Source organism: Pusillimonas sp. DMV24BSW_D, from assembly GCF_011388195.1.
Taxonomy (GTDB): domain Bacteria; phylum Pseudomonadota; class Gammaproteobacteria; order Burkholderiales; family Burkholderiaceae_B; genus Neopusillimonas; species Neopusillimonas aestuarii.
The window spans coordinates 2,690,785-2,704,325 of the sequence record NZ_CP049990.1; the positions used below are offsets into that span (position 1 = coordinate 2,690,785).

The 13,541-nt window shown below is 53.6% G+C and carries 12 protein-coding genes; 5 read left to right on the top strand and 7 right to left on the bottom strand.

Going from position 1 to position 13,541, the window contains the following annotated elements:
- Positions 1-30: 30 nt before the first annotated feature.
- The 7 genes from gltA to G9Q38_RS13000 form a co-directional block, all read right to left on the bottom strand.
- Positions 31-1,329 (bottom strand): citrate synthase, encoded by a 1,299-nt coding sequence (gene gltA / locus G9Q38_RS12970; RefSeq protein ID WP_166131738.1) that lies wholly within the window; start codon positions 1,327-1,329, stop codon positions 31-33.
- 17 nt (positions 1,330-1,346) lie between these two features.
- On the bottom strand, positions 1,347-1,610 hold the full coding sequence (locus tag G9Q38_RS12975) for an FAD assembly factor SdhE (protein ID WP_119516570.1): 264 nt from the start codon (positions 1,608-1,610) through the stop codon (positions 1,347-1,349).
- A 14-nt stretch (positions 1,611-1,624) separates the two neighbouring features.
- On the bottom strand, positions 1,625-2,341 hold the full coding sequence (locus G9Q38_RS12980; protein WP_114421809.1) for a succinate dehydrogenase iron-sulfur subunit: 717 nt from the start codon (positions 2,339-2,341) through the stop codon (positions 1,625-1,627).
- 12 nt (positions 2,342-2,353) lie between these two features.
- The gene (gene sdhA, locus G9Q38_RS12985; RefSeq protein ID WP_166131741.1) at positions 2,354-4,132 is read right to left on the bottom strand and encodes a succinate dehydrogenase flavoprotein subunit; all 1,779 of its coding nucleotides are present in this window, start codon (positions 4,130-4,132) and stop codon (positions 2,354-2,356) included.
- 3 nt (positions 4,133-4,135) lie between these two features.
- Positions 4,136-4,519 (bottom strand): succinate dehydrogenase, hydrophobic membrane anchor protein, encoded by a 384-nt coding sequence (gene sdhD, locus G9Q38_RS12990; protein ID WP_114421807.1) that lies wholly within the window; start codon positions 4,517-4,519, stop codon positions 4,136-4,138.
- Positions 4,519-4,932 (bottom strand): succinate dehydrogenase, cytochrome b556 subunit, encoded by a 414-nt coding sequence (gene sdhC / locus G9Q38_RS12995; RefSeq protein WP_114421806.1) that lies wholly within the window; start codon positions 4,930-4,932, stop codon positions 4,519-4,521. The genes sdhD and sdhC overlap by 1 nt, the downstream gene beginning before the upstream one ends.
- Before the next feature lie 90 nt (positions 4,933-5,022).
- Positions 5,023-5,793, bottom strand: a complete 771-nt coding sequence (locus tag G9Q38_RS13000; protein WP_166131744.1) for a GntR family transcriptional regulator — start codon at positions 5,791-5,793, stop codon at positions 5,023-5,025.
- Positions 5,794-6,003: 210 nt separating this feature from the next.
- On the opposite strand from G9Q38_RS13000, the gene G9Q38_RS13005 reads away from it, so the two are divergent.
- The 5 genes from G9Q38_RS13005 to acnB all read left to right on the top strand — a co-directional run bounded on the left by G9Q38_RS13005 (position 6,004) and on the right by acnB (position 13,450).
- Positions 6,004-6,993 (top strand): malate dehydrogenase, encoded by a 990-nt coding sequence (locus tag G9Q38_RS13005; RefSeq protein WP_114421804.1) that lies wholly within the window; start codon positions 6,004-6,006, stop codon positions 6,991-6,993.
- Between the two features lie 81 nt (positions 6,994-7,074).
- A complete protein-coding gene (gene prpB, locus G9Q38_RS13010; protein ID WP_166131746.1) occupies positions 7,075-7,971 on the top strand; it encodes a methylisocitrate lyase in 897 nt (298 codons plus the stop codon).
- A 72-nt stretch (positions 7,972-8,043) separates the two neighbouring features.
- Positions 8,044-9,276, top strand: coding sequence for a bifunctional 2-methylcitrate synthase/citrate synthase (prpC, locus tag G9Q38_RS13015; RefSeq protein WP_166131749.1), 1,233 nt, complete (start codon positions 8,044-8,046; stop codon positions 9,274-9,276).
- A gap of 21 nt (positions 9,277-9,297) precedes the next feature.
- On the top strand, positions 9,298-10,758 hold the full coding sequence (locus G9Q38_RS13020) for a bifunctional 2-methylcitrate dehydratase/aconitate hydratase (protein WP_166131752.1): 1,461 nt from the start codon (positions 9,298-9,300) through the stop codon (positions 10,756-10,758).
- A gap of 106 nt (positions 10,759-10,864) precedes the next feature.
- A complete protein-coding gene (gene acnB / locus G9Q38_RS13025; RefSeq protein WP_166131755.1) occupies positions 10,865-13,450 on the top strand; it encodes a bifunctional aconitate hydratase 2/2-methylisocitrate dehydratase in 2,586 nt (861 codons plus the stop codon).
- Positions 13,451-13,541: the final 91 nt, after the last annotated feature.

A 13,541-nucleotide genomic window follows, 5' to 3' on the forward strand; every position in this document is an offset into this window, starting at 1 on the left:
CAGCAGGCTGGAGCACCCAGCCTATAAAAATTAACGCTTAATATCGCGAACCGCAGCGCCCGTGTACAACTGACGCGGACGGCCAATTTTGTACTCGGGGTCGGACAACATTTCATCCCACTGAGCGATCCAGCCCACGGTACGTGCCAAAGCAAAAATGGCGGTAAACAACGAGGTAGGAATACCAATGGCGCGCTGAACGATACCCGAATAGAAGTCAACGTTCGGATAGAGTTTGCGATCAACGAAGTATGGATCTTCCAGCGCAATACGCTCAAGCTCCATGGCCAGTTTGAACAAGGGGTCGTTTTCCAGGCCCAGCGCTGTCAAGACTTCCTTGCATGTTGCCTGCATTAGCTTGGCGCGTGGGTCGTAATTCTTGTATACGCGATGACCAAAACCCATAAGGCGAACGCCCGAAGATTTGTCTTTGACTTTCTCCATGAATTCGCCCACTTTAGCCACACCACCTTCAGCCTGAAGCTGTTCGAGCATTTGCAGGCAAGCTTCGTTGGCACCACCGTGAGCAGGGCCCCACAAGCAGGCTACGCCAGAAGCAATGGCTGCGAAAGGATTCGTTCCGGACGACCCGCACAAACGCACCGTTGAGGTGGAGGCGTTTTGCTCATGATCGGCATGCAAAATAAAGATACGATCAAGCGCTCGCTCAACCACTTCATTTACCTGATAGTCTTCGCAAGGTGTAGCAAACATCATGCGCAGGAAATTTCCGGTATAGGAAAGATCGTTACGCGGGTAGATGTAAGGCTGGCCTTGGTTGTATTTGTATGCCATGGCCACCAGCGTAGGCATTTTGGCAATAAGACGAATCGCCGAAATTTCGCGATGACGGGCATTCGTGATGTCGGTTGAGTCGTGATAGAACGCCGACAATGCACCCACCAAACCTGTAAGCACAGCCATAGGATGCGCGTCGCGACGGAATCCGCGCATAAACAACTGCAGTTGCTCGTGCACCATGGTGTGATGCGTTACCAGGCTATCAAAATCTTGCTTCTGATTAGCATCAGGCAGTTCGCCGTTCAGGATCAGGTAGCTGACATCCATGAAGTCGCAGTTTTCAGCCAACTGCTCAATGGGATAGCCGCGATACAACAACTGGCCTTTATCGCCGTCGATGTAAGTAATGGCCGATTCGCACGAAGCCGTTGCCAGAAATCCCGGATCGTAGGTAAACATTCCGGTTTGGCCGTACAGCTTGCGAATGTCAATAACGTCGGGCCCAATCGTGCCCTGGTACACCGGAAACTCAACCGATGCGCTATCGTCTGAGAACGATAGGGTGGCTTTTTTATCTGACAGTTGCATTACTTTTCCTCAAAAATTTACAGCTCCCGCATTTGCTTTACCAGACGCTGGATATCAGGCGTGTTATATGCCCCTTCCAGCTCCTTGCGGCCCAGCAATACGTCAAGCAAATCGTTATCGCCCATATCGAACAAACAGGTCAACGCGGCGACATCGGCAGTGGTTAGTTGAGTTTCGTACTGATCGAGAAACTTCGTGATGATCAGGTCGTTTTCCAACAAACCGCGTCGTGCCCGCCAACGCAGGCGGGCACGCTCAAGTTCAGTCAATTCTTTGCTCATACACTCACAGCACGTTAAATGCTGCGACGAACCAGCAATTCTTTGATTTTTCCGATTGCCTTGGACGGATTCAACCCTTTCGGACAGACTTCCGTACAGTTCATAATGGTATGGCAACGGAACAAACGATAAGGATCCTCAAGATTATCCAAACGTTCAGCCGTTGCTTCATCACGTGAATCGGCAATAAACCGGTAGGCCTGCAACAAACCTGCCGGGCCAACGAACTTGTCGGGGTTCCACCAGAACGACGGGCAAGACGTTGAACAACAGGCACAAAGAATGCACTCATACAAGCCGTCGATCTCTTCACGGGCCGCCGGCGTTTGCAGACGTTCGCGCTCTGGAGGAGGCTGATCGTTGATCAGGAACGGTTTAACCGAATGGTACTGATTGAAGAAATGTGTCATGTCGACGATCAGATCCCGCACAACCGGCAACCCGGGCAGTGGGCGCAGCACAATGGGCTGCTTCAACTCGCGTAGGTTAGTGGTACAAGCCAAACCATTACGGCCATTGATGTTCATTGCGTCGGATCCACATACCCCTTCACGACACGAACGACGAATAGCCAGACTGTCGTCGACATCATTCTTGATCCGCACCAAGGCATCGAGCAGCATTTTGTCGGTTGGCTGCAGCTCAACCTCGAGTTTCTGCATATACGGACGCTCGTCCTTGTCGGGATCGTAGCGATAAATTTCAAACTTGACGATACGTTTTTCGCTCATTTCAATTCCTACTTAGAAGGTCCGTGCCTTGGGTGGGACGCTTTCAACCGTTAACGGCTGCATTTGAACCGGCTTGTAATCCAGCTTACCGCCGTTGGAATACCACATGGTGTGACGCAACCAGTTCTCATCGTCACGATCCGGATGATCGCTCAAGGCGTGGGCACCGCGACTTTCCGTGCGATTTGCCGCAGACTTAATCGTGGCCCGGGCCACTTCAATCATGTTGGTCACTTCCAGGGCTTCGATACGCGCCGTATTGAACACTTTGGACTTGTCTGAAAAATACAGGTTGTCAACACGTGGCACCAGCGCCTCAATTGCATCAACACCCTTGTTCAGCAGCTCCAGCGTACGGAATACACCACAATGGAACTGCATCGCATTGCGCATATCGTTACCGACGTCCTGCGATTTCTCGCCGGAGGTGCGGCTTTCCAGCTTGTTCACGCGGTCAAGGGAGTAATCGATACTGGACTCTGGAATGGTCTCGTGTGCATGTTGGCGTTCAGGGTGAGCATCCACAATATGATTGCCCGCTGCACGGCCAAAGACAATAAGATCCAGCAAGGAGTTCGTACCCAGACGATTGGCGCCGTGAACCGAAACAGCCGCGCACTCACCAATGGCATACAAGCCATTAACCACCTTCGACTCGCCATTGTGCGTTTCAAGCACCTGGCCATGGTAATTCGCTGGAATACCACCCATTTGATAGTGAATGGTAGGCACGACAGGGATAGGCTCTTTAATGGGGTCGACGTTGCCGAACTTAATGGCAATTTCACGAATGGAAGGCAAACGCTTGTTGATCACATCGGCCCCCAGATGGTCGAGCTTCAGCAATACGTGATCGCCATTGGGGCCACAACCACGACCTTCCTTGATTTCCTGGTCCATGGAGCGGGACACGAAATCCCGTGGCGCCAAATCTTTCAGTGTGGGCGCGTAGCGTTCCATAAAACGCTCGCCGTCTTTGTTCAGCAGAATACCGCCCTCACCACGCACCCCTTCTGTAATAAGCACGCCGGCACCGGCCACACCCGTTGGGTGGAACTGCCAGAACTCCATATCTTGCAACGGAATACCCGCGCGTGCGGCCATACCCAAGCCGTCACCCGTGTTGATGAACGCATTGGTGGAAGCCGCCCAGATACGACCCGCGCCGCCGGTTGCCAGCACCGTTGTTTTGGCCTCCAGAACGTAGATATCACCGGTTTCCATCTCCAGAGCGGTAACGCCCAGCACATCGCCTGCATCGTTACGCAACAAGTCGAGGGCCATCCACTCTACAAAAAACTGGGTACGTGCAGCCACGTTGCGCTGATAAAGCGTATGCAACATGGCATGACCGGTGCGGTCGGCCGCTGCACAGGCACGCTGCACAGGCTTTTCACCGAAATTAGCCGTGTGGCCACCGAACGGGCGCTGGTAAATAGTACCGTCGGCGTTACGGTCGAACGGCATACCAAAGTGTTCAAGCTCGTAAACCGCGTTAGGCGCCTCGCGGCACATAAACTCGATTGCGTCTTGATCGCCCAGCCAATCGGACCCTTTCACGGTATCGTACATGTGCCAATACCAATGGTCTTCGCTCATGTTGCCCAACGAAGCACTAACGCCGCCCTGGGCTGCGACCGTATGAGAACGAGTAGGAAATACCTTGGACAACACCGCAACCGATAAACCCGCTTGCGCCAGTTGCAAGGAGCAACGCATGCCGGACCCGCCGGCGCCTACAACCACCACATCGAACTGGCGGCGAGGTAAGGATTTTTTGACAGCAGTCACGGTTTATAGACTCCAAAGAACTTTAGCGAAATAAACAACAGAACCAATCAGCCACAAAACAGTGAGCACCTGAAGGAAAAGGCGCAAGCCTGCGGAAGTGACATAGTCCATCCAGATATCGCGAACACCAATCCACGCGTGCCAGGCCAGTGACAAAAACGCCAACGTTGCCAGCAACTGCCCTGCGGGTATTGCACCCAGTTGGAAAGTGAACAAATTCTGCCAGCTTTCGAAACTCATGCCCGACGTGAACAGAACCCCGAAAAACAGAACCAGCGTGTAAACGGCCATGATAATGGCGGTACAGCGCTGTACGATGAAATCAAATGTGCCGTAATGGGCACCCACAACTAAACGTTTAGTACCAATACGTTCCTGAGTAGCCATTACCAGACTCCAAACAATTTAAGACCGAAGATCAATGTCAGTGCCAAACTGACACCAAACACCACGCCGGCGCTCTTCTGAGCGGAAACCTTATCCATGCCAATATGCAGGTCGAGAATCAAGTAGCGTATGCCGGCACAAAAATGGTGTAAATAACCCCAGATAAGAACCAGCAATACCAGTTTGAACAAAGGGTTGGAAACCCAGCCCTGAATGGAAGCAAATGACTCGGGCGACGTCACGCTAAGGGCGAACAACGGCACAATAACCAGCGGCAAACAGAGAAAAAGCAATGCGCCGCTGACGCGGTGCAAAATAGAGGATTTGCCTGCCAAAGGCAGATGGTAGCTGAGAATCTGCGGCACGCTTAGATTGCGGTACTGCGGACGCGGCTTGGAAGCTGAATCGGACATGATGGCCTCGAGGTTAAACAAACAATTTATTGCAAAATGCTATTAGTATTTTCGCTTATTTCCGGGAACGGGATCAAATACAGTAACAAATCAACTTAACGTATTACGGTAATGAAACCGGTCGGTCAGGTATAAGCCCCTTCTTAATTCCATGGGACGATCGCCGTAAGTGAACGACACACGCTCAACCTGGAGCACCGGACTTCCTGAAACAATATTCAAAAGCCCGGCCTGATCGTCGGAGGCGGCAACCGCCTTGATTTTCTCTTCGGCCCGCACCATGCTCACCCCATACTCTGACTCAAAAAGGGCGTACAAAGGGCCACGATAACGGGTCAACGACTCGGCCGTTAACCCTTTGAATACAGCAGCAGGCAACCAGATATCGTCCAAAATCGTGGGCGTTTGCTCAAAAGACAGCACACGACGCACGTTCACCACAGTATCAGATGGACGCAAATCCAATAATCGCGCAATATCAACCGGCGCCTTGATGCGCCTGGAGTCGATGATACGACTGCTTGAGGGCTTGACTTTACCGTCGTCGGGGGTAAGCCGCAAAAAACGAAACCGCACTTTTGCCTCGTTGTGCGTCGCCACAAAAGTGCCTTTACCCTGCCGGCGAATCAGCAAATGATCGGCGGCCAGTTCATCAATGGCTTTACGCACCGTCCCCTGGCTGACATTAAACCGCGCGGCCAGCTCGAACTCGCTGGGAATCGCCTCTCCCGGCTTCCATTCACCCTGATCAAGACTCTGCAATAGCAGTGCCTTGATTTGCTGATACAACGGGCTATACGCCGCGCTACTTGCCGCGCGACCCGCCATAACCGCATCGTCGATGGAAGAATGATCAGCCATACTTGTAACAGGATTCTGTGCCTAGCACCGGATTCGAAAACGCCCGCCATTCTCGCACGCTTCGCGTTTTCTGTCTAATACTCTTTTGTCTTATATAAGATATAAGATATTTGACGACAGGGGTAATTTCCACTAATCTTCAAACGATTTAAACTGCAGGGTTGAGTTACCACATTTAATTCTGTTCTCACCTTTTTCGGAGATTTGCTCATGTCAAAACCCGCCATGCGCGTTGCCGTAACCGGCGCTGCCGGCCAAATTGGTTACGCTCTTTTGTTCCGCATCGCTTCCGGCGAAATGCTGGGTAAAGACCAGCCGGTTATTCTTCAACTGCTGGAAATCCCAGATGAAAAAGCACAAAAAGCGCTGAAGGGCGTCATGATGGAACTGGACGACTGCGCATTTCCGTTGCTTGAAAGCATGACAGCTCACAGCGACCCTCGTGAAGCGTTTAAAGACGCCGACGTTGCTTTGCTGGTTGGCTCACGCCCTCGCGGCCCCGGCATGGAACGCAAAGATCTGCTGCAAATGAACGCCAAAATTTTCACCGAGCAAGGCAAAGCATTGAATGACGTTGCTTCGCGCAATGTGAAGGTTCTGGTTGTGGGTAACCCCGCCAACACCAATGCTTACATTGCCATGAAGTCGGCCCCCGACCTGCCCGCTGAAAATTTCACGGCCATGCTGCGCCTGGACCACAACCGCGCCTTATCGCAGTTGGCCGAAAAGTCCGGCAAGAAAGTAGCCGACATCGAAAAACTGATCGTGTGGGGCAACCACTCTCCCACCATGTATCCCGACATCCGTTTTGCCACAGCGAACGGCGACAAGTTGGCCGAAGTCATCAACGACGACGCCTGGAACCGTGACACGTTTATTCCTACTGTCGGCAAGCGTGGTGCCGCCATCATCGAGGCGCGTGGTTTGTCTTCCGCCGCTTCTGCCGCCAATGCCGCCATTGATCACGTACGCGACTGGGTGCTGGGCTCAAACGGCAAGTGGGTCACCATGGGCATCCCCTCAGATGGTTCCTACGGTATTCCTGAAGGCATCATGTACGGTTTCCCTGTTACCACGGAAAACGGTAAGTACAAAATTGTTGAAGGACTGGAAATCGATTCGTTCTCACGCGAACGTATGGACAAAACCTTGAACGAACTTCTTGAAGAGCGCGACGGCGTTAAAGACCTGTTGAACTAATCGCAGGCCTTTTGCGCCAGGTAGCAATACCTTCACACTAAAGGCCTCGTCATGAGGCCTTTTTTTCAGGTGATTAAATTTATGCGTACCCCTCCTTCCGCCGGCACCCGATTTCGTACCGCCCTTGCTCAGGAAACACCGCTTCAGGTAATAGGCGCGATCAACGCCAACCATGCTCTGCTCGCTCAACAAGCGGGGTTTCGCGCCATTTATTTATCGGGCGGTGGCGTAGCGGCCGGCTCGCTGGGCATGCCCGATCTGGGCATTAATACGCTAGACGACGTATTAACCGATGTGCGCCGCATTACCGATGTGTGCGAAGTGCCACTCATGGTCGACATCGATACCGGCTTCGGCCCTTCGGCGTTTAATATCGCCCGCACCATTAAAAGCCTGATCAAGTTCGGCGCGGCGGCTTGCCACCTGGAAGACCAGGTGGGCGCCAAGCGCTGCGGCCACCGGCCCGGCAAAGAGATTGTAAGTACACAAGAAATGGTTGACCGGGTAAAAGCGGCGGTTGATGCACGCACCGACCCAGACTTTTTTATTATCGCGCGCACCGATGCCATTGCAGTGCATGGCGTCGAAGCAGCGCTTGAGCGCGCCCAGGCGTGTGCCCAGGCCGGTGCCGATGCAGTATTTGTGGAAGCTGCTTACGACCTTGACACCTATCGCCGATTCACCCAGGCTTTATCTGTGCCGGTGTTGGCCAACATTACCGAGTTTGGCCAAACCCCGTTGTTTTCCTCCGAGGAGCTGGGGCAAGCGGGTGTTGGCATTGTGCTGTATCCGCTGTCGGCATTTCGCGCCATGAATAAAGCAGCGCAAACCGTTTACTCCGCTATTCGTCGCGACGGCCACCAGCGCAGTGTGGTCGACATGATGCAAACCCGTGAAGAGCTTTATCAGTCTATTGGCTACCACGAGTACGAGTCCCGACTCGATCAACTTTTTCAACGGCAAAACGAAACAAAATAACAACCAGCCACACAACACGTTATCACCACGCCATTTCAACCATCGCGCCTTAGAACGCTCAGGAGACACACCATGGCTACATCACGCATACGCAAAAACAAGTCTGCAACAACGCAACAAACAGCCAATGCCGCCGCAACGCCCGAACAAAACACCCCTTCGCCCGCCGGGCCCAAGCCCAAGAAATCCGTAGCACTATCGGGTGTGGTAGCGGGCAACACTGCCCTATGCACGGTGGGCCGCAGCGGCAACGATCTGCACTACCGCGGCTACGACATTCTGGATATCGCCGAAACCTGCGAATTCGAGGAAGTCGCCTATTTGCTGATTCACGGCAGCCTGCCCACCAAAGTCGAGTTGCAAGCCTACAAGGCCAAGCTGCAACGTTTGCGCGGGCTACCTTTACATGTACAACAGGTTCTTGAAGCCTTGCCCGCAGCCAGCCACCCCATGGATGTCATGCGAACCGCCGTCTCAGCCCTGGGCTGCGTCTTGCCCGAGAAGGACGACCACAACCTGGCCGATGCGCGCGATATCGCCGACCGTTTGCTGGCCTGCCTGAGCTCGGCCTTACTTTACTGGTATCACTATAGCCAGCGCGGTGAAATGATTGATGTCGTAACTGACGACGACAGCATTGGTGGACATTTTCTGCACCTGCTGCATGGTGAAAAACCCAGCAAGGAATGGGTACGCGCCATGCACACCTCGCTTATTTTGTATGCAGAACACGAATTCAACGCTTCCACCTTCACGTGCCGCGTGATTGCCGGAACAGGATCCGACATGTATTCCGCCATTGCCGGTGGCATTGGTGCCTTGCGAGGCCCCAAGCACGGCGGGGCCAACGAGGTGGCCTTCGATATACAAAAGCGCTACGACACCCCCGACCAAGCTGAAACCGACATTCGTGAGCGGGTTGCCAACAAGGAAGTCATCATTGGGTTCGGACACCCGGTGTATACCGTCTCCGACCCACGTAACGAAGTCATCAAAAAGGTCGCAAAAAAACTGTCCCAAAGCACCGGCGACACAAAAATGTTCGAAATTGCCGAGCGACTCGAATCCGTGATGTGGGATGCCAAGAAAATGTTCCCCAACCTGGACTGGTTCTCGGCCGTGTCGTATCACACCATGGGAGTACCCACCGCCATGTTTACACCGTTATTCGTACTGGCTCGCACTGCCGGCTGGGCCGCACACATTATCGAACAGCGCATCGACAACAAGATCATTCGCCCCACAGCGAACTATGTGGGTCCGGAAAATCGCAAGTTCGTACCCATTTCGCGCCGCAAGCGTTAATACTTATCAGGATTAATTTATATGTCTGCCGACACGACTCATATCTCCAATGTACGCCCCCAACCCGACCAGGTTTTAAGCGACATTGCCGATTATGTTTTGAATTACACCATTCACAGCGACCTGGCCTACGAAACGGCACGCAACTGCTTGATCGATACCTTGGGCTGCGGCCTGGAAGCATTGGAATACCCGGCCTGCACAAAATTGCTAGGGCCCATCGTGCCGGGCACCACAGTCCCTCACGGCGCCAAAGTGCCTGGTACGCAGTTTCAGCTTGACCCGGTTCAAGCCGCCTTTAACATCGGCACGATGATTCGCTGGCTCGATTTCAATGACACGTGGCTGGCCGCCGAATGGGGCCACCCCTCGGACAACCTGGGCGGTATCCTGGCCACAGCCGACTGGCTCTCGCGCACAGCCGTTGCAACAGGCAAAGCACCGCTGACCATGCATGATGTTCTTACCGCCATGATCAAGGCGCATGAAATTCAGGGTTGTATTGCGCTGGAAAACTCATTCAACAAGGTCGGACTCGATCACGTTGTATTGGTCAAGGTGGCCTCCACGGCCGTTGTGGCCCAAATGTTGGGGTTGAACCGCGACGAGATCATCAATGCACTCTCATTGGCCTGGGTTGATGGACAGAGCCTGCGCACTTATCGTCACGCGCCTAATACCGGCAGCCGCAAAAGCTGGGCCGCCGGCGACGCCACCAGCCGCGCGGTTCGCCTGGCGCTAATCGCTCAAACCGGCGAAATGGGTTACCCCTCGGTCCTGTCGGCCAAAACCTGGGGGTTTTACGACGTCCTCTTCAAAGGGCAACCCTTCAAGTTCCAGCGCCCCTACGGCAGCTATGTCATGGAAAACGTACTGTTCAAAATCTCGTTCCCGGCCGAGTTCCATTCGCAAACAGCAGTGGAATGTGCCATGCAGCTTCACGAAACACTCAAGCAAAAAGGTAAATCGGTTGATGACATCAAGCGCATTACCATCCGCACACACGAAGCTTGCATTCGCATCATCGACAAAAAAGGCCCCCTGAACAACCCCGCTGACCGCGATCACTGCATTCAGTACATGGTTGCCGTGCCGCTTCTGTTCGGACGCCTGACCGCGGCCGACTACGAAGACAGTGTTGCCCACGACCCACGCATTGACGAACTGCGCGACAAAATCGTATGCGTGGAGGACACCACATTCACCGCCGACTATCACAACCCGGAAAAACGCGCGATTGCCAACGCCTTGAAGGTCGAGTTCAATGACGGCACCGCCCTTGACGAAGTGGTATGCGAATACCCCATTGGCCACAAACGCCGTCGTGAAGACGGCATTCCGTTACTGGAGGCCAAATTCCGGACCAACCTGGCGCGCCGCTTCCCGGAGAAGCAGCAACAACGCATTCTGGACGTGTCACTGAATCAGACACAACTGGAACACATGCCGGTTCACGAATACGTTGATCTGTACGTCATTTAGAAGAAACAAAACTTATGTCTTATATAAGATATAAGACATTTGCCTGAATACAGGCTAACGCTTACAATTATGTTTTTCCCTCATCTTCGATCAAAGGGCAAGTCACATGCTGGATAACTACCGCCAACACGTTGCTGAACGCGCTGCGCTTGGCATCCCCCCTCTTCCTTTGTCTGCTCAGCAAACGGCAGACCTCATCGAATTGCTGAAGAATCCGCCTGCCGGTGAAGAACAAAACCTGGTCGAGCTGATCACCTATCGCGTACCAGCCGGCGTAGACGACGCCGCCAAGGTTAAAGCGTCTTATTTGGCCGCCGTTGCTTTCGGTACCGAAAAATGCCCTTTGATTACGCCTGAAAAAGCAACTAAATTGCTGGGCACGATGTTGGGCGGCTATAACATTCAGCCACTGATCGACCTGCTCGACAACGAAGCGCTGGCCGCCATTGCCGCAAAAGGCCTGAAGAGCACGCTCCTGATGTTCGACGCTTTCCACGATGTGCAAGAGAAAGCAGAAAAAGGCAATGCCTACGCGAAAGAAATTTTACAAAGCTGGGCCGACGGTGAATGGTTCACTCAGCGCCCGGAAGTGCCCGAGAGCCTCACACTAACTGTGTTCAAAGTGAGCGGCGAAACCAATACTGACGATCTTTCGCCTGCGCCCGATGCCTGGAGCCGCCCCGACATCCCCCTGCATGCACTTGCGATGCTGAAGAACCCGCGCGACGGCATTGAACCGGACGAGCCCGGCAAAATCGGCCCGATCAAGCTCATTCAGGAACTGAAAGAGAAAGGTAACCTGATTGCCTACGTGGGCGACGTGGTAGGCACCGGCTCCTCGCGTAAATCAGCCACCAATTCAGTACTGTGGTACACCGGCGAAGACATTCCTTTCGTGCCCAACAAACGTTTTGGCGGCGTCTGCCTGGGCAGCAAAATCGCCCCTATTTTCTACAACACCATGGAAGATGCCGGCGCCCTGCCTATCGAGCTTGACGTTTCCGAAATGGAAATGGGCGATGTCATTGAACTGCGTCCCTATGAAGGCAAGGCCTTGAAAAACGGTAAAGTTATTGCCGAATTTCAGGTTAAATCTGAAGTCTTGTTCGACGAGGCCCGCGCCGGCGGTCGCATCCCCTTAATCATTGGTCGCGGCCTCACGGCCAAAGCGCGTGAAACGTTGGGCCTCCCCCCCTCCACCTTATTCCGCTTACCCAGCAACCCTGAAGACAGCGGCAAGGGCTTCAGTCTGGCGCAAAAAATGGTGGGCCGCGCCTGTGGCTTACCTGAAGGCCAGGGTATCCGCCCCGGCACTTACTGCGAGCCCAAGATGACCTCGGTAGGTAGCCAGGACACCACCGGCCCCATGACGCGCGATGAACTAAAGGATCTGGCCTGCCTGGGTTTCTCGGCCGACCTGGTCATGCAATCGTTCTGCCACACAGCCGCTTACCCCAAGCCGGTCGACATCAAAACGCATCACGAGTTGCCTGACTTCATCAGTACGCGTGGCGGTATTTCCCTGCGTCCAGGCGACGGCATTATTCACTCGTGGCTGAACCGCATGCTGCTACCCGACACGGTAGGTACCGGCGGCGACTCACATACCCGTTTCCCGATCGGTATCAGTTTCCCTGCCGGCTCCGGCCTTGTGGCTTTTGCGGCTGCCACCGGCGTTATGCCGCTGGACATGCCCGAATCGGTGCTGGTTCGTTTCAAAGGCGAAATGCAGCCTGGCGTAACGCTACGCGATCTGGTCAACGCCATTCCTTACTACGCCATTCAGCAAGGCCTGCTAACAGTTGAGAAGAAAGGCAAGAAAAACATTTTCTCAGGCCGTATCCTGGAAATTGAAGGCTTACCAAAACTGAAAGTGGAACAAGCTTTCGAATTATCCGACGCCTCAGCCGAGCGTTCCGCTGCCGGTTGTACCGTTCGTCTCGATAAAGAACCTATTATCGAGTACATCAACAGCAACATCACCATGTTGAAGTGGATGATTGCCAACGGTTATGAAGACAAACGTACCATTGGCCGCCGCATTAAGGCCATGGAAGCCTGGCTTGAGAATCCTGAACTGCTGCAACCCGACGCCGACGCAGAGTACGCCGCCGTTATTGAAATCGATCTGGCCGACATTCACGAACCCATCGTGGCCTGCCCGAACGATCCTGATGACGTTAAAACCATGTCCGATGTAGCGGGTACGCCGATTGACGAAGTGTTTATCGGAAGCTGCATGACCAACATCGGCCACTTCCGTGCAGCATCCAAATTGCTGGAAAACAAGCGCGACATTCCCGTTAAGTTATGGGTTGCGCCCCCCACCAAAATGGACCAAAAGCAACTGACCGAAGAAGGCCACTACGGCGTTCTAGGTACCGCCGGTGCCCGTATGGAAATGCCGGGCTGCTCGTTATGCATGGGTAACCAGGCACAGGTACGCGAAGGCGCAACGGTAATGTCGACCAGTACACGGAACTTCCCCAACCGCTTGGGCAAAAATGCCAACGTATTTCTGGGGTCGGCCGAGCTAGCTGCTATTTGTTCCCGTCTGGGTCGCATTCCTACCAAGGAAGAGTATCTGGCCGACATGGGCATTCTTACCCAGCACAGCGGCGAAATCTACCGTTACATGAATTTCGATCAAATCGAGGACTTCACCGAAACGGCCAAAACCGTCAATATCTAATCCTTTTATCCAGGGTTAAATACAGACTCCCCCGCCCGTATACCGGGTGGGGGATTTTTGCTTTCGGCACGCGTTACACTATTACTGTTAT